The organism is Tateyamaria omphalii (assembly GCF_001969365.1).
Classification (GTDB): Bacteria; Pseudomonadota; Alphaproteobacteria; order Rhodobacterales; family Rhodobacteraceae; genus Tateyamaria; species Tateyamaria omphalii_A.
Map to the genome: position 1 here is coordinate 3,480,699 of NZ_CP019312.1, position 21,470 is coordinate 3,502,168.

The 21,470-nt window shown below is 59.3% G+C and carries 21 protein-coding genes and 1 pseudogene; 13 read left to right on the forward strand and 9 right to left on the reverse strand.

The annotated features are described in order from the left end of the window. Positions 1 to 64 precede the first annotated feature (64 nt). From BWR18_RS22150 to BWR18_RS17470, 5 genes and pseudogenes are all read right to left on the reverse strand, one after another. Positions 65 to 943 (reverse strand): annotated as a pseudogene (locus BWR18_RS22150) (ABC transporter permease); the annotation flags it as partial. A 12-nt stretch (positions 944 to 955) separates the two neighbouring features. Further along, entirely contained in the window at positions 956 to 2,599 is a 1,644-nt protein-coding gene (locus BWR18_RS22155; protein WP_254684891.1) for an ABC transporter permease, read from the reverse strand. Positions 2,600 to 2,602: 3 nt separating this feature from the next. Further along, a complete protein-coding gene (locus tag BWR18_RS17460; protein WP_076629698.1) occupies positions 2,603 to 2,890 on the reverse strand; it encodes a DUF1330 domain-containing protein in 288 nt (95 codons plus the stop codon). 92 nt (positions 2,891 to 2,982) lie between these two features. After that, the gene (locus BWR18_RS17465) at positions 2,983 to 4,092 is read right to left on the reverse strand and encodes an extracellular solute-binding protein (RefSeq protein WP_076629699.1); all 1,110 of its coding nucleotides are present in this window, start codon (positions 4,090 to 4,092) and stop codon (positions 2,983 to 2,985) included. Between the two features lie 81 nt (positions 4,093 to 4,173). Then, entirely contained in the window at positions 4,174 to 5,274 is a 1,101-nt protein-coding gene (locus tag BWR18_RS17470; protein ID WP_076630398.1) for an ABC transporter ATP-binding protein, read from the reverse strand. A 190-nt stretch (positions 5,275 to 5,464) separates the two neighbouring features. Here BWR18_RS17470 and BWR18_RS17475 point away from each other — a divergent pair, with 190 nt between their 5' ends. After that, entirely contained in the window at positions 5,465 to 6,616 is a 1,152-nt protein-coding gene (locus tag BWR18_RS17475) for a M24 family metallopeptidase (RefSeq protein ID WP_076630399.1), read from the forward strand. 66 nt (positions 6,617 to 6,682) lie between these two features. On the opposite strand, the gene BWR18_RS17480 is transcribed toward BWR18_RS17475, so the two are convergent. Beyond that, entirely contained in the window at positions 6,683 to 8,080 is a 1,398-nt protein-coding gene (locus tag BWR18_RS17480; RefSeq protein ID WP_076629700.1) for an aspartate aminotransferase family protein, read from the reverse strand. 150 nt (positions 8,081 to 8,230) lie between these two features. On the opposite strand from BWR18_RS17480, the gene BWR18_RS17485 reads away from it, so the two are divergent. From BWR18_RS17485 to BWR18_RS17505, 5 genes are read left to right on the forward strand one after another with little or no spacing between them, the layout of a single operon-like run. Next, positions 8,231 to 9,313 (forward strand): polyamine ABC transporter substrate-binding protein, encoded by a 1,083-nt coding sequence (locus tag BWR18_RS17485; protein WP_076629701.1) that lies wholly within the window; start codon positions 8,231 to 8,233, stop codon positions 9,311 to 9,313. A 60-nt stretch (positions 9,314 to 9,373) separates the two neighbouring features. Then, a complete protein-coding gene (locus BWR18_RS17490; protein WP_076629702.1) occupies positions 9,374 to 10,498 on the forward strand; it encodes an ABC transporter ATP-binding protein in 1,125 nt (374 codons plus the stop codon). Continuing rightward, positions 10,495 to 11,370, forward strand: coding sequence for an ABC transporter permease subunit (locus tag BWR18_RS17495; RefSeq protein WP_076629703.1), 876 nt, complete (start codon positions 10,495 to 10,497; stop codon positions 11,368 to 11,370). The genes BWR18_RS17490 and BWR18_RS17495 overlap by 4 nt, the downstream gene beginning before the upstream one ends. Continuing rightward, entirely contained in the window at positions 11,367 to 12,185 is an 819-nt protein-coding gene (locus BWR18_RS17500; protein WP_076629704.1) for an ABC transporter permease subunit, read from the forward strand. Before BWR18_RS17495 ends, BWR18_RS17500 begins: the two co-directional genes overlap by 4 nt. Further along, positions 12,182 to 13,501 (forward strand): NAD(P)/FAD-dependent oxidoreductase, encoded by a 1,320-nt coding sequence (locus tag BWR18_RS17505; RefSeq protein WP_076629705.1) that lies wholly within the window; start codon positions 12,182 to 12,184, stop codon positions 13,499 to 13,501. The genes BWR18_RS17500 and BWR18_RS17505 overlap by 4 nt, the downstream gene beginning before the upstream one ends. Here BWR18_RS17505 and BWR18_RS17510 read toward each other — a convergent pair. Both BWR18_RS17510 and fliK read right to left on the reverse strand, forming a co-directional pair. Then, a complete protein-coding gene (locus tag BWR18_RS17510) occupies positions 13,498 to 14,163 on the reverse strand; it encodes a flagellar hook capping FlgD N-terminal domain-containing protein (protein WP_076629706.1) in 666 nt (221 codons plus the stop codon). The two genes, BWR18_RS17505 and BWR18_RS17510, sit on opposite strands and share 4 nt — an antisense overlap. Before the next feature lie 3 nt (positions 14,164 to 14,166). Then, positions 14,167 to 15,708, reverse strand: coding sequence for a flagellar hook-length control protein FliK (gene fliK / locus BWR18_RS17515; RefSeq protein WP_083957750.1), 1,542 nt, complete (start codon positions 15,706 to 15,708; stop codon positions 14,167 to 14,169). Positions 15,709 to 15,744: 36 nt separating this feature from the next. Here fliK and BWR18_RS17520 point away from each other — a divergent pair, with 36 nt between their 5' ends. From BWR18_RS17520 to BWR18_RS17545, 6 genes are all read left to right on the forward strand, one after another. Continuing rightward, on the forward strand, positions 15,745 to 16,026 hold the full coding sequence (locus BWR18_RS17520) for a rod-binding protein (RefSeq protein ID WP_172839401.1): 282 nt from the start codon (positions 15,745 to 15,747) through the stop codon (positions 16,024 to 16,026). Beyond that, complete coding sequence (locus BWR18_RS17525; protein WP_076629709.1) at positions 16,016 to 16,375, forward strand: hypothetical protein; 360 nt, start codon at positions 16,016 to 16,018, stop codon at positions 16,373 to 16,375. Before BWR18_RS17520 ends, BWR18_RS17525 begins: the two co-directional genes overlap by 11 nt. Before the next feature lie 204 nt (positions 16,376 to 16,579). Next, positions 16,580 to 17,932 carry a flagellin gene (locus BWR18_RS17530; RefSeq protein WP_076629710.1) on the forward strand — a complete coding sequence of 451 codons (1,353 nt, stop codon included), beginning with the start codon at positions 16,580 to 16,582 and terminating at the stop codon, positions 17,930 to 17,932. A gap of 74 nt (positions 17,933 to 18,006) precedes the next feature. Next, the gene (gene flaF, locus BWR18_RS17535; RefSeq protein WP_083957751.1) at positions 18,007 to 18,375 is read left to right on the forward strand and encodes a flagellar biosynthesis regulator FlaF; all 369 of its coding nucleotides are present in this window, start codon (positions 18,007 to 18,009) and stop codon (positions 18,373 to 18,375) included. Continuing rightward, a complete protein-coding gene (flbT, locus tag BWR18_RS17540) occupies positions 18,372 to 18,773 on the forward strand; it encodes a flagellar biosynthesis repressor FlbT (protein WP_076629712.1) in 402 nt (133 codons plus the stop codon). Before flaF ends, flbT begins: the two co-directional genes overlap by 4 nt. A gap of 2 nt (positions 18,774 to 18,775) precedes the next feature. Then, positions 18,776 to 19,564 (forward strand): DUF1217 domain-containing protein, encoded by a 789-nt coding sequence (locus BWR18_RS17545; RefSeq protein WP_076629713.1) that lies wholly within the window; start codon positions 18,776 to 18,778, stop codon positions 19,562 to 19,564. A gap of 70 nt (positions 19,565 to 19,634) precedes the next feature. On the opposite strand, the gene BWR18_RS17550 is transcribed toward BWR18_RS17545, so the two are convergent. Beyond that, complete coding sequence (locus BWR18_RS17550) at positions 19,635 to 20,993, reverse strand: FliI/YscN family ATPase (RefSeq protein WP_083957752.1); 1,359 nt, start codon at positions 20,991 to 20,993, stop codon at positions 19,635 to 19,637. An 81-nt stretch (positions 20,994 to 21,074) separates the two neighbouring features. Here BWR18_RS17550 and BWR18_RS17555 point away from each other — a divergent pair, with 81 nt between their 5' ends. Next, complete coding sequence (locus BWR18_RS17555) at positions 21,075 to 21,467, forward strand: FlgB family protein (RefSeq protein ID WP_076629714.1); 393 nt, start codon at positions 21,075 to 21,077, stop codon at positions 21,465 to 21,467. The last annotated feature ends 3 nt before the right edge of the window (positions 21,468 to 21,470 follow it).

Genomic DNA, 21,470 nt, shown 5'->3' on the forward strand with positions numbered 1-21,470 from the left:
TTTTTGCTGACGAGGGGCGCTGCCCCTCGAGCTCCCTGCCGTATTTTCAAAGAGAAGAAGGGGCTTAGCCGGGAGACATGCCCCGAAGGCGCTCGCTGCGGCGGCGGAGCAGTTCGACCGTTGTCAGCAGCGCGATGGAGATGACGACAAGGATCGTGGCCACGGCGAGGATTGTGGGGCTGATTTGTTCGCGCAGCCCGATGAACATTTGCCAGGGCAGGGTTTTTTGGCTGGCTGAGCCAACGAAGAGGACGACGACCACCTCGTCGAATGACGTGATAAAGGCGAAGAGGCCACCCGAGATCACGCCGGGCAGGATCAGCGGCATTTGCACGCGGAAGAAGGTTGTGACCGGCCCGGCCCCCATATTCGCGGCGGCCCGCGTCAGCGAGCGATCAAAGCCGACCAATGTGGCCGTGACTGTGATAATGACAAAAGGAATGCCGAGCACCGCGTGCGCCAGGATCACTTTGACATAGCCTACAAACCCTTTGTCGAGGCCAAGTGTCCCCTCCATCCAGTTGCCCAGCTGGGCGTAGAAAAAGAACATGCCCGTGGCCGAAATGATCAGCGGCACGATCATGGGCGAGATCAGGATCGCCATGATTGCCCCTTTGAAGGGCACGTGGGATTGCGACAGCCCAATGGCGGCGAGCGTGCCCAAGCTGACCGAGATGATCGTCGCCAGCGGCGCGATGATCAGAGAGTTTTTCAGCGCCAACTGCCATTGCGGGTTGGTGAAGAAGTCGCGGTAGTGCTTGAGCGAATACCCCTCGGGGTCCAGCCGCAGCATCTCCGGCGTGAAGGTGAAAAAGTCCTGCGCGTTGAACGACAGTGGCATGACCACGACGATGGGTGCCACGAGGAAGAAAAAGATCAGTCCACAGATCACCCGAAAGCTGTAGTACCAAATGCGCTGTCCCAGCGTGGCGTATGGAGGAAGGCCCATGGTCGATTACCCCAGCTTCACGTTGTCGATGCCCACGATCTTGTCATAGGCCCAATAGAGGACCAGCACCGCGGCCAGCAGGATGGTGCCAAGCGCAGCGGCCAGCCCCCAGTTCAGCGATGACGAGATATGGAAGGCGATCCGGTTCGAGATGAAGACGCCTTTGGTGCCGCCCACAATCTCCGGCGTGATGTAGTAGCCGATGGACAGGATGAAGACCAGGATGCTGCCCGCGCCAATGCCCGGCACCGATTGCGGAAAGTAGACGCGCCAAAAGGCGGTCCAGTTTGTCGCCCCAAGTGACTTTGCCGCCCGCAGATAGCTGGGCGGAATGGTCTGCATCACCGAATACATTGGCAGGATCATAAAGGGCAGCAGGATATGCGTCATCGCCACGATGGTGCCGAACTGGTTGTTGATCATGATCAGCCGCCCGTCATCGGCGACAAGGCCGATCCAGACCAGCACATCGTTGATCACCCCCTGTTGTTGCAGCATGACCTTCCACGCCGAGGTCCGCACCAGGAGCGAGGTCCAGAACGGCAGCAGGACCAGGATCAGCAGGACGTTGGCTTGCCGCATCGGCAGGTTCGCCAGCAGCCACGCGATGGGATAGCCAAGCGCGATGCAGGAAAAGGTGATCAGAAGCGACATCCAGATCGTCCGGCCGAACAGCGTCAGAAGGATCTGCTTTTCTTCGGGCTGCCAGGCGACGCCCTCGGGCGTTTTCTGTGCGTCAATGGCGTTGAGGAAATAGCCGGGTGTATAGGTGCCCGAATGGGTCTGAATGGTTTGCCAGGGCTCAAGCGACGCCCAGTCTTCGTCCATGGCGCCGAATTCCTGGGCGAAATCGGGGATGGGCAGGTTGGCCCGCTGGGCCGTGCGCAACATGTCAGCCGCAGGTCCCGCATAACCAGACAGATCGGCGGCTCGCAGATCGGTGACAAGGGCAGGTGCCACCGACTCCCACGGATCACGTTCCGCCGGGTCGCGATTGTCCTGGGTCGCAACAAAAACAGCCCATGCCGTATATTCGCGCGCGGCCAGCGGAAGCAGGGCGGACACCTCTGCGTCCGGTGCAAAGTTGATGTCTGCCCCCGCCTCGTTGCCTGAGAGGCGCGCAACCCGTATGCGCTGATCAGCCAGCAGCGTGGTGTCGGACACGCCCCGGCTGTTGAACAACGCGTACCATGTTTCGCCTTCGTCCCACGCGTCATCAAGGTCTTCGAGCGGTTCATAAGATATGTCGGCCACATCATCCATATTGCGCCCGGATTGGCGGAACAGGGACGACATGCCGGTGGTCTCGTAATTCAGGCGGGTGCCAAGGCGGGTATGCCGCTTGGCTTCGGCGGCGAGGAACATGTCGTAAAACATCGCCTCATACACAGGCGCGGGCGGCAGGTCGGTGCCTGTCGCATCCCAATCCGCCAGCGCCTCGACTGTGTAGGGAAGCGTGTTGGCGACAATATCGTTCTCGACCGAACGGAAGAGCATAGAGGCGATGGGAACGATGAAGGTGATCAGCACAAACAACAGCAGCGGCGCGATCAAACCCAACGCGCGCAGTTTCTGGCGACGCAGGGCGCGGGCCAGGCTGCGCTTCAGCGGCGTGCCGTCCGCGGCGATCATCGTGGTTGTGTCCGCCATCGCTCAGACCCCCTCGACAACCATGATCGTGCCGTCCGAGTTGGCCAGCCGGATTTTCATGTTTTCCTGGTATTCCGGGCTGTTGTAGCACGCCAGGGCATCTGCATAGCTCGGGAATTCAACAATGACGTGGCGCGGGTGCGACGTGCCTTCCAGCACTTCTGCCTGTCCGCCGCGCGCAAGGAACGTGCCGCCATATTTCGGGAAGATCTCGTTGTTGTTGGCGCCATACGCCTGGTAGGCGTCCGCGTCGTGGATCGTCACGTGGCCGATGATATAGCCCTTGCGCATGGTCTTCCCCCGGTGGTGGAGCAAGGCGGGGGACACCCCCGCCTTACGATTGATGTGCAGTAAGGCGGACGCGTCGTCCGCCCAACCGGGGCTTATTGCGCCAGCCACGCCTGGAATTTGGCGTCGATGTCGTCGCGGTAGTCCGCCCAGAACTCGTAGTTATAAAGGAACGTGTTCTGTGCGTTGTCGGGATCGGTCGGCATGTGTGGCGCCATGTCGATGCCCAGCGTCGCGTGCTGACCGACCAGCGGTGCGGACGACGCACGCGCCGGACCGTAGCTGATGTACTTGGCTTGATCCGCCAGACGTTGCGTGTCGGTCGCGAACTTGATGAAGTCACGCGCACGCGCTTCCCGCTCGGGGCTCAGGCCGGTGGGGATGATCCAACCGTCAAGGTCGAACACCTGCGCGTCCCAAAGCATACCGATGGGTTGGTCCTGCTCTTCGATGGCCGCAAACAGACGACCGTTATAGGTCGAGCCCATGATGACCTCGCCATCGGCCAGCAGTTGCGGCGTGTCAGCACCGGCAGACCACCAGATCACGTCGTCCTTGATGGTGGCCAGCTTGTCCAGCGCCTGTTGCTGACCTTCGTCGGTCGCCAGCACGTCATACACGTCGTCCTTGGCCACGCCGTCACACAGCAGCGCCCATTCCATGTTGTTGATCGGGCGCTTTTCCAGCGACCGCTTGCCGGGATAGGTTTCGGTGTCGAAGACGGCGCAGACTTCCGTGGGTGGTGTGTCACCCACCAGGTCGGTGCGGTAGCCGAACGTGGTCGAATACACGATCTGTGGGATAAAGCAGTCGGAGACCAGCAGGTCGCCAAAGTCGTCCGACGCGGATGTGCCATCGGGGGCTGCGGCCAGATCTTCGTCCGGGTCAATCTCCAGCGCGAGGCCCTCGTCGCACAGGCGGATCGCATCCGCCGCCACGACGTCAACCACGTCCCAGGTGACGCTGCCCGCTTCGTTCATGGCGCGCAGTTTGGCCACGGCTTCAGCCGAGCTTTCGTCCCAAACGGCGGTCACGCCGTCGTTCATCTCCAGATAGGGCTCGACATAAGCCTTCTGCTGGCTGTTCTGATACGCGCCGCCCCAGCTGACGAGGGTCATGTCGCTGGCCATATGGCCGTCTGCGAATGCCGTACCGGATGCCAGCGTCAGTGCTGTCGTGGCAAGTAGGGTCTTGGTGAGTTTCATGAACTTACTCCCGTTGTAAACGCCCGTTTGATCTGTGCGAAGGCCGGACCACGGGCGCAGCCCAAGCCTTCTTCCTTTTGCTCAGGCGTCAAGCGCCCGGCAATCCTGTGGCAACCACCCGATCTCGATCTGGGTGCCCGGTGTCAGGCGGACCTGATCGGGGGCGTTGCGTGTCTTGATGACGAAATCGTCGTTTCCGGCGACCCGCAGGCGCGTGCGAAAGATGTCGCCCATATAGACAAATTCCAGCACCTCGGCCTTGAGCGTATGGACATCCGGTTGCAGGCGGTCCTTGTTCATCTCGACCCGTTCGGGGCGGATGGACACGCGCGTTTTCTGGCCGACCTCGGTCACGTTCACCGGCTTGGCGTCGATGATGTCACCATTGTCCAGCGTCACCTCGCACCGGTCGCCGTTGATCTTGCTGACGGTGCCCATGAGCGTGTTGTTTTCCCCAATGAACTGCGCCACGAAACTGTTGTGCGGCTCTTCATACAGCTCATCCGGCGGCGCCAGTTGCTGGATGCGCCCATCGTCGAACACCGCCACGCGGTCCGACATGGTCAACGCCTCTGTCTGGTCGTGGGTCACATAGACGGTCGTGATCCCCAGATCGTGGGCCAGGCGCGTGATCTCGAATTGCAGCGTCTCGCGCAACTGCTTGTCCAGCGCGCCCAGCGGTTCGTCCATCAGCACAAGTTCAGGTTCGAACACCAGCGCACGGGCCAGCGCGATGCGCTGTTGCTGCCCGCCTGACAGTTGCGCCGGCCGCCGCCCGGCAAAGTCCTGCATCTGCACCATGCCAAGCGCGCGCATGACCTTTTTCTCGCGCTCTGACTTGCCGATCTTGCGGACCTCAAGCGGGAAGCTCAGGTTTTCGGCGACCGTCATGTGCGGAAAAAGCGCGTAATTCTGAAACACCATCCCAATACCACGCTTATGCGGTGGGATATTGTTGATCGGGCGGCCATCCAGCTTGATTTCGCCATGGGTCGCCGTCTCGAACCCTGCGAGCATCATCAGGCACGTCGTCTTGCCGGACCCCGACGGCCCGAGCATCGTCAGGAACTCGCCCTTCGGCATCGAGAGGTTGAGGTCTTTGACGACGAGGATCTCGCCGTCATAACTCTTCTGCACGCGTTCGAATTCGACGAACGCCTGGTCAGTCGCAGTGTCGGCCAAACTTGGCTCCCCGTTCTTGTGGCGGTCTGGTGCCGCCGCTTTGCGCAAACTAAACCGAGGCTGCCAGCGCATTGCAACCAACTATGACACAAAAGGCGCTTTGGTGGCCCAATCCGGTCGGATTCACTGCACAGTTGCGCGTTTTCGGGCATTGTTCCTGCACTATTGGAACGATGGGATGCTGAGAATCATGGCGCACGCCTTTGAAATTGCAGAATATCACACCCGCTTGGCGCGGGTGCGGGCCGCAATGTCCAGCGCAAGCCTGGATTGCCTGCTGATCACGGACCCGTCGAACATGGGGTGGCTGACCGGATATGATGGCTGGTCCTTTTATGTGCATCAGGCCGTGATCGTGACGCTTCAGGACGATCCCGTGTGGTGGGGCCGGTTGCAGGATGTGGCCGGTGCGCGGCGGACCACCTGGATGGGGGACGCGTGCTCCGTCGGGTATGCGGAGCACTGCATCCAAACACCCGCGCGCCACCCGATGGAGGACCTGGCCACACGTCTGTCTGGCCGTGTCGGGGTCGAGATGGACAATTACTATTACTCAGCCAAAGCGCACGCCGTGTTGGGTGACGCCGGGCTGGAGCTTGCGGACGCGACATCGCTCGTGAATTGGTGCCGGGCTGTGAAATCAGAGGCCGAGATCGGTTTCATGCGCAAGGCTGCGCGTATTTCAGAGGCGGTGATCGGCGGCATGGCAGAGCGGATCGCGCCGGGTGTGCCAAAGAACGAGGTGGTCGCCGACGCCTACCGCGATGCCATTCGGGGCGTGGATGGCGACTGGGGCGATTACCCGGCCATCGTGCCCCTTGTCCCATCGGGCGCCGATGCCGCGGCCCCGCATTTGACATGGAACGGCGATGGGTTTCGTTCGGGTGAAGCGACCACGCTGGAGATCGCGGGATGCTATCGCCGCTACCACGCCCCTTTGTGCCGGTCGGTGTTTTTGGGTGATCCGCCGGATGACATGAAACGCGCCGAAGCCGCCGTGATCGAAGGGCTGGAGGCTGGAATTGACGCCGCGCGGGCGGGCCATCAGGCGCGCGACGTGGCCGCAGCCCTGAACACCGCGCTGAAGAAGGTCGGGATCGAACGGACGGCCCGGTGCGGCTATCCCATCGGTCTGAGCTATCCACCGGACTGGGGCGAACGCACCATATCCTTCCGCGCTGACGATCACACGGTGCTTGAGCCGAACATGACGTTTCACTTCATGCCGGGTCTGTGGATGGAGGGTTGGGGCCTTGCCATCACCGAAAGCATCCGGATCACCGAGGATGGCCCGGCCGAGTGTTTCTGTTCGGTTCCGCGGCACATGGTTGTCAAACCGTAGAGGGGGCGCTGCCCCCGCCCGTTCCGGGCCCCCCGTGGTATTTTCAGTCAGAAGAAACCATGCCGTTCAGGCAGCAGGTTTGAGCATGTCCCCGTCTTTCAACTGGACATAGCATTCATCCAGTGCAGTTCGCGCACGGCGCCCGATTTCTGCAATCTCGTCCGGTGTGATGATCAGTGGCGGCGAGATCACCATGCGATCATAGACGTGGCGCATCACCAGATTGTTGGCAAAACACCGTTCGCGGCACATGAACCCGGCGGTGCCCGCATCCATCGCGAACTTTGCCCGGCTGTCCTTGTGTGGGGTGAGGGCGAGCGAGCCCATCATGCCGGTGATCGTCGTCTCACCCACCAGCGGGTGATCGGCCAACCCGTGCCACATTTCGTGGAGGGCGGGCATCGCGACGTCGCGGACATGGTCCAGCACGTTCTCCTCTTCGAGGATGCGCAGGTTTTCCAGAGCGACGGCCGCCGCGACCGGATGGCCGGAATAGGTGTAGCCGTGGTTGAACTCGCCCGAGCCGATGACCTCGGCCACCTCGTCACAGACGATGGAGCCGCCGATGGGCTGGTAGCCGGAGCTGAGCCCCTTGGCGATGGTCATGATATGCGGTTTGATCCCGAGGGTTTGCGAGCCGAACCAGTTGCCGGTGCGGCCAAAGCCACAGATCACCTCGTCCGCGATCAGCAGGATGTCATACTTGTCGCAGATACGCTGGATTTCCGGCCAATAGGTTTCGGGTGGTATGATCACACCGCCTGCGCCCTGGATGGGTTCGGCGATGAAGGCGGCGACCTTGTCTTCGCCATGTTCGAGAATTGCAACCTCAAGTTGTTTCGCGCGCGAAACACCGAACTCTTCGCGGCTCATGCTGCCGCCTTCGGCCCACCAGTTTGGCTGGTCGATATGGACGATGCCCGGGATCGGCAGGCCGCCTTGTGCGTGCATCGCTGTCATGCCGCCAAGCGAGCCGGACCCGACGGACGAGCCGTGATAGGCGTTCTTGCGGCTGATCACGATGTGCTTGTCTGGCTTGCCCTTGATCGCCCAATAGGTGCGGACCATGCGCAGGTTGGTGTCGTTCGCCTCTGACCCCGATCCGGCAAAGAAGACGTGGTTCAGATCACCGGGCGCCAGTTCGGCGATCTTTTGGGTAAGTGCGATGGCGGGCACGTGGGTCGTCTGGAAAAAAGTATTGTAATAGGGCAGCTCGCGCATCTGGCGCGCAGCAACATCTGCCAACTCGCCCCGCCCATAGCCGATGTTCACGCACCACAGGCCCGCCATCCCGTCAAGGATTTCGTTGCCTTCGCTGTCGTGCAGAAAGACGCCATTGGCCCGTGTGATCACCCGCGCGCCCTTGGCCGCCAGTTCGCCGCCCGCCGTGAAGGGGTGCATGTGGTGCGCGGCGTCCAGTGCTTGCAACTCGGACGTGGGCAGATGGTTGGTGATGGCGGGCATGAACACCTCGGGGTTTGCGTGACGTGCCGAGAATATGGGCAACGGTGCAGCCGTCAATGCGGCATGTGCAATCCCGCTGGACGCATGCGACAAAACTTGTTTTCATGCACGCTGACCCGGGCACACCGGGCGTGATACGGGGAGTTTATCATGAAAACGACTATGCTGAGCACGGTCGCAGCCCTTGCCCTTGGGGGTGCTGCGGTTGCGGACGATGTGCGTGTCTACAACTGGTCCGACTATATCGACGAAGAGTTGCTGACCAAGTTCGAGGAAGAGACAGGTCTGAACCTGATCTACGACGTCTTCGACAGCAACGAGGTGCTGGAAACCAAGATGCTCGCCGGGTCGTCCGGCTATGACATCGTGGTGCCGTCGGGCACCTTCCTGCAGCGCCAGATTTCCGCCGGGGCATTTCAGAAGCTGGACATGTCCCAACTGCCGAACGCCGAAAACCTGTGGGACGTGGTCGAAGCGCGCACGGCGCAATACGATCCCGACAACGCCTATTCCATCAACTACATGTGGGGCACCACGGGCATCGGTGTGAATGTCGGCAAGGTGCAGGAGATTTTGGGCGAAGACGCGCCGCTGGGTTCGCTCGATCTGATCTTCAAACCCGAGAACATGGAGAAGTTGCAGGCCTGTGGTGTGCACTTCCTGGACGCTCCAACAGAGATGATCCCGGCGGCCCTGCAATACATTGGTGAAGACCCCGACAGCCACGATCCGGAGGTGCTGGCCATGGCCGAGCCGATCCTGATGGGCGTGCGGCCCTATGTGCAGAAGTTCCACAACTCGGAATACATCAACGCGCTGGCCAATGGTGACATCTGCGTGGCCTTTGGGTGGTCCGGTGACATCCTGCAGGCCCGCGACCGCGCGGCAGAGGCCGAGAATGGCGTCGAGGTTGCGTATAATGCACCGTCCGAAGGGGCGCTGATGTGGTTCGACCAAATGGCGATTCCCGCCGATGCACCGAACCCCGAAGGCGCGCATGTGTTCCTGAACTTCATCATGGACGCGCAGAATATGGCGCAGGCGTCGAACTACGTGTACTACGCCAACGGAAACGCCGCGTCGAAGGAGTTCCTGGTCGAGGATGTGATTGGTGATCCGGCCATCTACCCGGACGAGGCGACACTGGAAAACCTTTATACCACAACACCGTACCCGGCCCGCGTGCAGCGGACGGTCACGCGGATGTGGACCAAGATCAAGTCGGGCACCTGAGCCTGATCTTCGGGCGCGGGGGTCACCCTCGCGCCCTTATTCCTTTGAACGGATTCCCCTTTGGCAGAGACTGTTTTCGCCCCCTGGGACGACCCGAATGAAAAACCGCTGATCCGGTTCCGGAATGTGAACAAGCGGTTTGGCGACTTCACCGCAATCGACGATCTGACCCTCGACATCTTTGAACGCGAATTCTTTGCCCTGCTGGGCCCGTCGGGCTGCGGCAAGACGACGATGATGCGGATGCTGGCCGGGTTCGAGGACCCGACCGATGGTGCGATTGAACTGGCCGGGCAGAACATTGCCGGGGTGCCTGCCAACAAGCGGGCCGTGAACATGATGTTCCAATCCTATGCCTTGTTCCCGCACCTGTCGGTCTGGGACAACATCGCCTTTGGCCTGCGGCGCGAGAGCAAGGACAGGGCCGCCATTGCCGCCCGTGTGGACGAGATGCTGAAGCTGACGCGGCTTGAGAAGTTCGCGCAACGCAAGCCGCACCAGATTTCGGGCGGTCAGCGGCAGCGTGTGGCCCTTGCCCGGTCGCTGGCAAAGGCGCCGAAACTGTTGCTGCTGGACGAACCGCTGGGCGCGTTGGACGCCAAGCTGCGCGAGGCGACGCAGTTCGAGCTGATGGACATTCAGGAAAAGACCGGCACCACGTTCGTTATCGTCACCCATGATCAGGAAGAGGCGATGACAGTGGCCAGCCGTGTGGCGGTCATGGACGAGGGGCGGATCATGCAGGTGGCCACGCCCGAGCGCATCTATGAGGCGCCGAACAGTGTCTATGTCGCGGATTTCATCGGGGACGTGAACATTCTGCACGGCACAGCGAAGCCCATCGGGGAGGACACGTATCAACTGACCTGGGCGGCGCGGGAACTGCCCGTAACGGCGGTCAGCGCGCGCCCCTTTTCGGACGGGCAGGCGTGTCACCTGGCCGTCCGGCCCGAAAAGGTGTCGATCCACAAGGACAAGCCCGACACCGACAACGCGGTGCAGGGCAAGGTGCTGGACATTGCCTATCTGGGCAACTTGTCGACCTACCATGTCGAGTTGCCGACCGGTGACATCATCAAGGCGCAGGTTGCCAACACGCGCCGCATCTCGCGCCGGGATTTCACGTGGGAAGACCCGGTCTGGGTCAGCTGGACCAAGACCGCCGGGGTGCTGTTGGCGGAATGAGGCGCGCGGTCCTCATAGCGGTGCCTTACGCGTGGCTGCTGGCGCTGTTCCTGATCCCGTTTGCGGTGGTTTTCAAGATTTCGCTCAGCGACATCGCACTGGCCATCCCGCCCTACACGCCGACGGCGAAGGACGGCATCTGGACCATGCTGAGCCAGCTGGATTTCGAGAATTTCGTCTTTCTGACCCAGGATGATTTGTATTGGAAAGCCTATGTCAGCTCGCTTCAGATCGCGCTGATTTCGACCCTGTTCACGCTGCTTGTGGGTTATCCGATGGCCTATGCCATGGCGCGGGCGCCGGAACAGTGGCGGCCCACGCTGCTGATGCTGGTGATCCTGCCGTTCTGGACGTCATTCCTGATCCGGGTTTATGCGTGGGTTGGGATCCTGTCGGGTGAGGGGTTCTTGAACCAGTTCCTGCTGTGGGTCGGCATCGTGGATACGCCGCTGACCATCCTGAACACCAACACGGCGGTCTATATCGGGATCGTCTATACCTATCTGCCGTTCATGATCCTGCCGATTTACTCGGCGCTGGACCGTTTGGACGGGTCGCTGATTGAAGCGGCTGAGGATCTGGGCTGTTCGCGGATCAAGGCGTTTTGGCTGGTGACCATACCGCTGTCGCGGAACGGGATCATTGCGGGGTGTTTCCTGGTGTTCATCCCCGCGCTGGGCGAGTTTGTGATCCCGTCGCTGCTGGGCGGGTCGGGCACGTTGATGATCGGCAAGGTGCTGTTCGAGGAATTCTTTTCCAACCGGGATTGGCCTGTTGCGTCTGCGGTGGCGGTGATCCTGCTGTTGATCCTGATCATCCCCATTGTCCTGTTTCAACGCAACGAGCAGAGACAGGTGGAGGACGGCAGATGAATCGCCTGTCTTCTTTCAATGTCGTGTCGCTGACGCTGGGGTTCGTGTTCCTGTATGTGCCGATGTTGATCCTTGTGATCTATAGCTTTAACGCGTCGCAACTGGTGACCGTGTGGGCGGGGTTTTCGACCAAGTGGTACGGCGAGTTGTTGTCGAACGACGCCTTTCTGGATGCCGCGTGGGTGACGCTGCGGGTGGCTGTGATTTCGTCGACCATCGCAACTGTCCTTGGAACGATGGCCGCATATGTCCTGGTGCGCGGCGGTCGGTTCATGGGGCGAACGCTGTTTTCCGGCATGATCTATGCCCCGCTCGTGATGCCCGAGGTGATCACCGGCCTGTCGCTGTTGTTGCTGTTCATCGGTCTTGGTCTGGATCGCGGGGTGCTGACCATCGTGCTGGCGCATACGACCTTTTCGATGTGTTTTGTGTCGGTCCTGGTGTCGTCGCGGCTGGTCAGTTTTGACCGGTCGCTTGAGGAGGCCGCCCTTGATCTGGGCGCGTCACCCTGGGATGCGTTTCGCCTTATCACGCTTCCGATCATTGCGCCGGCGGTGATCTCGGGTTGGCTTCTTGCATTTACGCTCAGCCTAGATGATCTGGTGATCGCGTCCTTCACCTCTGGGCCGTCGGCCACCACGCTGCCGATGAAGATCTGGTCGTCGGTGCGTCTTGGCGTCAGTCCGGAGATCAATGCGCTCAGCACCATTCTGATCGGGTTGGTGACCGTCGGTGTGATTGCCGCGTCGCTTGCGTCGAAACAGGCCGCTTTGCGGGCCAGGCGGGATGAGCAAACAGCCGCGCGGGCGGCGTGAAACGCATCTTTTCCAGCTATGCGTATGAGGGTGGTCCGCGTGCGGGCTGTTGGTGGGACGAGACGGTGTCTTTGCCCGGCTTTGCGTCGCTGAACGGCGATGTGAGATGCGATGTCGCGATTGTGGGTGCAGGATTTACCGGCCTGTCCGCCGCTTTGACCCTCGCCCGGGAAGGGGCGCAGGTGGCTGTACTTGAGGCATCGACTGTTGGTTGGGGTGCGTCGGGGCGCAATGGGGGATTTTGCTGTTTGGGCGGCAGCATGCGTAGCGATGCGGGGCTGGACCGGCATTATGGTGTGACAGCCCGGCGGGAGTGGCGGCAGACCGAACGCGACTCAGTAGAGGGCGTGGATCGACTTGTGTCCGAGCTTGGCTTGGATGTGGATCGACATTCCGTTGGCGAAACATGCCTCGCGCATCGGGCACGGGATGTCGCATCCTTGCGGGGTCATATGCAGTCGGTCCGCAAAAACTATGGCGTAGAGCCTGAGCTTTTGTCCACCGCCGATCTGACAGCGGTCGGGATGTCGGGGCCGTTTCACGGTGGCCTGACGGTGCCGGTTGGTTTTGGCCTCAACCCGCGCAAACTGTTGTGCGGTTTGGTGCAGGCCTGCGTTGCGCAGGGGGTCACGATTTACGAACGCGCGGCGGTGACGGTCATTGCGCCGGGACGTGTCACGACCACGCATGGCGCGGTGCATGCACCGCAGAGTGTCATCGCAACCAACGGGTATTCGAGCGAGGATGTGCCGAATTGGATGGCGGGACGCTATATGCCTGCGCAATCGTCGGTCATTGTTACGCGCCCGCTGGAGCCAAGCGAGTTGGAGGAGCAGGGCTGGACCAGCGACCAGATGGCATATGACACGCGCCATCTGCTGCATTACTTTCGCCTGATGCCTGATCGCAGGTTCCTGTTCGGAATGCGTGGCGGTTTGCGCGCGTCACCGGCGGGTGAGCGTGCGGCGCATGCCGCCGTTGTACGTGATTTCAGGCGGATGTTTCCGGCGTGGTCCGGGGTCGAGGTGACGCATGGCTGGTCCGGCCTGGTTTGCTTGGCCCGAGACCGGGTTCCGTTTGTGGGTGCGGTGCCCGGTCTGCCGGGTGTGAATGCCGGGTTTGCCTATCACGGCAATGGCGTCGCGATGGGTGTGCATTGCGGTGGATTGCTTGCGCGCCTTGTGAACGACGCAGGGCGGGTTCGCATCCCGACCGTTGTTGCGCGACCTGCAAAGAGGTTTCCGCTTGGTGCCTTCCGCAGGGTCCTGATGCCTGGCGTCTACTTGGCCCTGAAAGCAGCGGATGCCTTGCCCTAGCCTGGTTCGCGTAGCCCGGTCACATTTTGCGCCAGCACCATGTAGCCGCTGTTCAACACCAGCAGGGTTGAGCCATTATCAATGCGGGCTTCGGTCACGCGGTTGTAAGCAAGGGCTGGTTCCGTCAACAGAACCTCGTTGTTTGCGGCGCTTTCAATCTGGAATGAGTATTCCCCGTGCGGCAGAGCGGTGCCCGTCGGTGTACGGCCGTCCCATACGTATGGTTCTGCACTCACGGGCATGCTGTGGCGCGCAACTTCAGTTCCCTGGGCGTTGGTGACGATCAATGTAACTCTGTCTGCCGCGACGGGTGGGTTTGGAGCGAGTGTCACAGGCGTGCCGTCAAATTTGACGGGGCCTTGCACAAGGGCCTCCATGCCGATCCAATTTGCGGCGCCAGCCATATCGTTGGCGCCAAGCGCGGTCAGCATCTCTTGCATCAGATCGTTTGTCATGACCTGCTGCTCGACCATTGAGAATTGCGCCAGTTGAGCCGCATATTCGGAAGAATCGATGGGTTCGAGAGGATCCTGATACTCTGCCTGAGCGGTGAGCATCTGGAGGAACACCTCGAAATCTGAGCTCAAAACGCTCGACGTCGCGGCGGTTCCGAATCCATTGCTTTGCGCAGTGGCGCTTGGGGATATTTGATTGATGTCCATGGTTCAGAACCTCATGTCTATTCCGGTGGTTGCACCCGGTTGCGAGACGACTTTTGCAACTGCGGCGTGCTGTGGGTCGGGCACGTTTTCGGACGGCCCGTTGTTGGATTGTGCATCTTCAGCTGTGTGTTCATCGGTGCCATCGGATGGGTTCTGGCCACCTTCGAAAGAGAATGACACGTCTTCGTATCCTAGCTCGCTCAGCGACTTGCCAAGATCATCAATGTTCCGGCGCATCAGATCCAATGTGTCGCCGCGGTCGGCAGTGATCGTGACGGTGATGCCCGTCTCCAACGTTGTCATCACCATGCGCACGCGACCAAGTTCCGCTGGATTGAGCGCGATTTCGATCGGCTTGTCTGGCGCTTTCCGGACTGCTTCGGCAATTGCCTGCACGACGGGCGGCGGCAATTCCGCTTTTTGAAGTTGCAGGGATGTCGGTGCGGTCGTGTGGGCCGTGCTAGGGCGTATGTCCCACACAAGGTCATCTGCATTCAGAGCCAAGTCCGCTTGGGCAAACCTGGGGTGAGACGCGCGGTCGGGCGCAGCGAGCAAGCTTGATAAGCTCGTGTCTGTCGTGTTTGACCGGACCAAACGGTTGGTGTCGCGGGTGTCTGGCGCCCGTTCGAAATTCGAATGTTCTGCAAGGGATGGTTTGGGCCGACTTCGATCTGTGGCTGAAACGTTCAACCTGCCTGCGGGTTCAAGCGTTTTTTGTGAAGTCGCAAGGCCGCGGTCCGCAGGCATTGCGGCGACGTCTTGTTGTGTAACGGTCTGCGCCCCTTTGCCCTCACTGGATACAATAGCACCGTCGCCTGCAAAGATATCGCGTTGGACAGGCAGCGCCGCCGCATCCCCCGAGCGGGCGACATCTGCCTTTGCTGTTTGGCTGACTGGCCCTGCATCGGTGCTCAGGGCTGCGTGCGGCACACGCATTGGAGTGCCCAGATCATGTTCGAAAGTGTTGCCGCCCGGCGCGCGCGCACCGTTGTCTGTGACCCTGCCCATCGGGGTCATCGACATACCTTGCACGACAGAAGAGATCGGTGACGGTTTGTGCTCCGTCTTGTGTTTGGCACCTGTGTCGCTTGCGTTGTGCAAAAGCGCAGTTTCTACAGCATCAGATTGAGGGCGCTCGGTCGTGTTGGCCGCGTTGAAGTCCATGATGGTGTTGAGGTCAGACCCTTTGCCACTTCTCCGCTCTGTTTCTGCGTCTTTCACGGCGTGCGAGGGTGGCACCGCTTCTTCGGCCTCCGCATCCTTAGGCAAAGGCTTTTCGGTAGCGTCCGGTTCGGGTCGAGCCGCATCGAGGAGCTGAACGTCGGTTTCGAAGCTCTCGGCCTCAGGGCCTATGGGCCGAAAATGCCGCGAAAAGGGCATATCCGCGTGAAGAGGATCCGCACGCTCAGCCTGCGTATCTTGGTGTGATGTCGGCAGACTGATGGCGCCGTTCTTGAAAACTTGCACGCAATTCTCCGGGATTCTTCCGCGTTGGATGTAAAATGTACCGCCTATAGTTACCGCTTCTTTACCGCTGGCCTGCATTGTCGCGAAAAGTTCTTCGAATTCTAAGGAATGCAGATGATAGCAAACTCGATACAGACCCAGATCGTAAAACAACCAGATGCAGGCGATGCCGCATTGCGTCGGTCGGCGCAGAAACTTGAAGCGGCATTTCTTGCCGAGATGCTGAAATCAGTGGGTCTGGGTGAAAGCCGTGACAGCTTTGGCGGCGGAGAAGGAGAAGACCAGTTTTCATCATTTCTGGTGCAGGCACAGGCCGAAAAAATGGTCGAAGCTGGTGGCATCGGTTTGGCCGAAGCGCTGTTTGAATCACTAAAGGAGCGTAACAATGGGGCATGAAAGTATAGCGTTCATTATTGATGAACTTGACGACCTCCTTGATGCTGAACGCACGGCATTGCTGGCGGGAAACCTTGATGATGTGAAGCGACTGTTCGAGCGCAAGACAAACTTGGTTGATGCCTTAAGCCGGTCCGAAAGTGACCAGACGTCTGGTGTGGCGGCGCTGCGCAACAAGGTCGAGCGGAACCAGGATCTTCTTCAGTCAGCGGCCGACGGCGTGAAATCCGTGGCGCGCCGGCTTGCCGCAATTCGCCGTGTTCGGGAATCTCTGGAAACCTATGACGCGCAGGGAAAGCGAAAAAAGGTGGACGTGAAAGCGGTGTCCACGCTGGAAAAGAGGGCGTAGCGGGAATTGAGTCAAATCTTCGGTTTTCAAGGTGGCCACTTTAGCAAAGCGTTAGTCAGTTCTCTTCATAGGTGAGCGCGCACTTGGAAGCAGGTGGCGCACATCCGTACTTTGATGTGCATTTGTCAGAACGGCAGTTTGGCTGTCCCAACAGGGACAGAACGTTAACCAGGGCGCAAAGCGCCATGACAAAAGGAAATGCACATGTCGAGCATTCTGACCAACAACAGCGCGATGGTCGCGCTTCAAACGCTGAAGTCGATCAACAAGAACCTGGCGATGACTCAAAGCGAGATTTCGACCGGTAAATCGGTGGCAAACGCCAAGGACAATTCAGCCATCTGGGCAATTTCCAAAGTGATGGAATCGGATGTGAAAGGGTTTCAGGCGGTGTCCGAAAGCCTGTCATTGGGCGAAAGCACTGTTGCGGTTGCACGGAACGCGTCGGAAACAGTGACGGACTTGCTGACCGAAATGAAGGGTCGCATTGTCGCCGCACAAGAGGAAAACGTTGACCGAGATGCGATCCAGGAAGACATTGTTGCGCTGCGTGATCAGATCTCTTCCGTCGTCGGCGCCGCCCAGTTCAACGGTTTGAACCTTCTTGACGGTTCGAGCACCGACGCCCTGAACATTCTGTCTTCGCTTGACCGCTCGTCCGACGGATCCGTGTCTGCGCGTCAGATTGTAGTGGATCGCGAAAACCTTGCTGTGACCGGCAATGTCAGCTCCCAATCGCTCGGGATAACGGCGGCTGCAGATCAGGCAACGGCCAACGACTATATCCAGGCTGGCGGCGATGACACGAACTTTGCCCTCGGGACCGACTATGATCGCGATGATCCGGCAACTGCGACGTCGACCATCGCCGATGGCGGCACCCTGGACTTCACCTTCACCCAAGTTGCGGAAGGCCTCAGCTATTCGATCACAATCGATGACCTGAACATCAATACTGCCGACGGCAGCAGCACGCTGGGTATCCGAACTTTCGAATATGTTGCAACGGCCGATGACTCTGTAAACGATGTCGCGCGTCAGCTGGGCAATCAGGTTCAATCGTTCTTCGATGCGGCAACCGCGTCTGGTGAAGGCTACTCCGTGACCTTCGATCCTGCGTCGACGGGTGACAACAACGTGTTCCGCATCACCAACGCAACGGGTGGTGGCACTGATAACATCCTTGTCTTTACAGAAGTGTCCGAGGGCGGCACGCCCGGCGCAAGTGGCGCAAACGGCCTTGCTGCTGTACAAACCATTGATGTGACGACGGATAGTGGTGCGACAAACGCACTGGGTGCCATTGACGACCTCATCCAGACATCCATCGACGCAGCTGCATCGTTTGGCTCCGCTCAAACGCAGATCGAGACTCAGTCGGATTTCATCGGTAAACTGTCGGACTCGCTGAAATCCGGGATCGGTTCGCTGGTCGACGCGGATATGGAAGAGGTGTCGGCCCGTTTGCAGGCGCTGCAGACACAACAGCAGTTGGGTGTTCAGTCGCTGTCGATCGCCAATCAGGCGCCGCAGACCATTCTGTCGCTCTTCCGTTAAAATCAATGAAGAAGGCGCGCCCAGATCGCGCCTTCTTCGCCCATTCCAATTGAGCAGGTGAAACCTTGAACGCGATGTCCCAAGCCCTGAAGGGCTATGCAGAACACGCTACGTCGACAAAAAGTGGGCGCAGGTCGGAATACGAAGTGGTTGCAAAGGTCACCAAACAACTGCGCGACAGCGCGGTTGAGGCCAAAACAAACTTCGCGGCGTTCGCAAGTGCGCTGCACATGAATCAGCGGCTTTGGACGGCTTTGGTCGTTGATGTGGCGGACGAGGCAAACCCACTGCCTGATGAGTTGAAAGCGCGCATCATGTACCTTGCAGACTTTACGCGCCATCACACAACGCGCGTGCTGCGTGAAAACGCATCCGTTTTGCCGTTGCTGGAAATCAACATGGCGGTTCTCCGTGGTCTCAAAGCCGAAGGGGGAGAGAAATGAGCGGACTCATTTTGAAGCTGAGCCCAAAGGAACGCGTTCTTATCAATGGGGCCGTCATAGAAAACGGTGAGCGAAGAAGCCGTTTGGCTATTATGACGCCAAACGCCCATATCCTGCGACTGCGGGATGCGGTTCATCCCGAAGATGCAAAAACGCCGGTAAAACGCGTCTGCTATGCGGTGCAACTCGTTCTGTCCGGCGACAGTGATCAGGACGAGGCCCGACATGCGCTCTTACGCAGCATCGAGGAATTGAGCCAGGTGTTTGTCGACGCCGATAGCCGCAAACATCTGGATATCGCATCGCATGCCCTTGTCAGTGGTGACCACTACCGGTGTCTCAAGGCGCTTCGCGCGTTGATGCCTCGGGAAGAACGGTTGCTTGCCGCGGGTCACTAGGCATGTATCAACCGGTTCTCATTTCGTCCGGGCTCGTCGGTTGGCAGTTCCTGCAGCGGACATATGACCAGCAGCTTGCGACATTCAGTCAATCGGCGCAGGTGAAACGGGACACGGACCATTTTCTGGAGAAAATTGGATCAATCACGACGGCCGAGGAACTCGTTTCTGACCGGCAGGTTCTGACAGTCGCCTTGGGCGCATTTGGTCTGACCGATGACATCAACAATACGTTCTTCATCCAGAAGATGCTGGACGAGGGCACAACGGCCAGCGACTCGCTTGCCAACAGATTCTCGGACAATCGCTACCGGGAATTCTCTGCCGCATTCGGCCTAGGACCAAACGAAGTTCGAGGGAGCCTCTTTTCTGGCTTTGCCGAAGACATCGTAGGCAAGTTCGAAGCGAACAGCTTTGAAATCGCAGCAGGTAACCAGGATGAGAGCATGCGCATCGCTCTTTATGCTGAACGCACCCTGTCCGACGTGGTTCAAAGCGAAGGCAGTGATGCGTCGAAATGGTTCAGTATAATGGGTCAACCACCCTTGCGCAGTCTTTTTGAAACCGCGCTCGGCCTACCTGAGGCATTCGGACAGGTGGATATTGATCAGCAACTTTCCGTGTTTCAGGAGCGTGCAGAGCGTATCCTGGGTGTTTCGGATCCAGCTGAATTTGCGGATGATGAGACTTTGGATCGGTTGATCACCACGTACTTTGCGCGCGCTCAACTCGAGCAGGCGGGCGGCAGCGCTTCGAGTGCTTCTATCGCGTTGACGCTTTTAAGCTCATGAAGCAAGCGCGATTGGACGCGTCGCGCTTGTACAGAGTTTCTTCTATCAGGAAACGGCTTTTGTCGGGACGCTACGAGCGTGTACTCCGGCCATTCTTGATATTGATCCCAGCCCTCCGCATCGCGAGGTTTAACTGATCAAAGCTGTGAGCGCACCCGTGTTCATGTACCTGAGACATGGCCTTGTCCAAGTGTGACCACGCCTGGATGGCCATGTCAATTTCAGGGTCTGAACCCTGGCTGTAGAGGCCCGCATTGATCATCATCTGATTTTGCGTAAACACGCTCATCAGTTTTCTGACTTGCGCAATTGTTTCGTTTTCAGCGGTCGTCGCAGCCGCCGGCAAGCTTCGCGAGACTGAACGCAAGACATCAATTGCAGGAAAGCGGCCACGTTCTGCAATTTCTCGATCAAGGACAACGTGACCATCTAGAACGCCGCGCAACACATCTGCGATGGGTTCCTCCATGTCCGAGCCGGCCACCAATACGCTGAATATGGCCGTGATGTCGCCCTGATCTGGACCACCAGGTCCCGCCCTTTCACAAAGAGACATTATCAAATGCGACGTCGACGCGGGGAAGCCCCGCAGAACCGGTGCCTCGCCTGCAGCGCTGGCCACTTCGCGATGTGCTTCTGCGAAACGCGTAATGGAATCGGCGAGAAAAAGAACGGAAAGTCCTTCATCTCTGAAATGCTCTGCCACTGCCATTGCGGTCCAAGCGCATCGACGGCGAACCAGAGGAGATTGATCTGATGTGGCCGCAACGACAACGGCCCTGTTCATCGCATCGGCGCCCAAGACGTCATCAACGAAATGCCTTACCTCGCGTCCACGTTCACCGATCATCGCGATGACAACCACATCTGCTGACATATGCGTCGCCAACTTTCCCATGAGGCTGGATTTCCCGACACCTGACCCGGCGAACAGTCCAATCCTTTGTCCTCGTACGATCGGCAGCATCGTATCAAAGACCAAATGGCCGGTGTCCATGCGCTTGCCAAGAGGTCGCCGCGACGCCGCTGGCGGCGGATTATTCTTGAGGGGCTGCGGGTTAAGACCACGCCCGAGCGGTCGCCCGTCCAGCGGCTCACCATTCGGATCCACGATGCGGCCCAGCCACGTTTCATTCGGCGCGATCCTGTTTTGCGCATCAATCATCACGCGGTCATTCAGCGCCACACCGTCAAAGGAGCCGTCGGGAAGAATTGTGGCATCGGATTGAGATAATTGAACAATTTCCGCCGGAAGTGGATCGCCAGACTGTTTTGTAATCAACACCCGGTCGCCGATCCGGCCAACATCATTGAGGCCGGACACGGTCAGTACATTGCCACGCGTGCCACTGATCCGGCCAATAGGCCGAGCGACCTGAACTTGGGAAAGCTGAGCTTGCAGCATTTGCAATCGCATGGCGTGGCGCATCGGATTCTCCTGACATCTGCAAACAGTTTCTTAGGGAATCACAGTTAAGCGTTGATTGAAATTCACGAGGGAGAAGCCCCGATGTTTCAGAACCTGGCCATTTTCGAAACTGCGTATGCAATGGCCGTGCATGCGGGTCAAAAGCAGGCCGTGATCTCGCAGAACATAGCGAACGCAGATACACCCGGCTATGTTGCCCGCGATATACCTGACTTTGCGGATGTTTATGCGCCTGCATCTTCGAATGCCGCTTCGCAGCGCGCAACACGATCAGCCCATATGCATGGCAGCGCGACGAACGACGTCCGTGCAATGGTACAGGAAGATCAGTCATTCGCTGCGCCCGACGGAAACAGTGTTTCAATCGAGACGGAGATGTTGCGGGCAACAGACGCCAAGCGCCAGCATGATCGGTCCCTGGCCATATACAAGAGCTCGTTGACAATTCTTCGCGCCAGCTTGGGCCGCCAGTAGGAG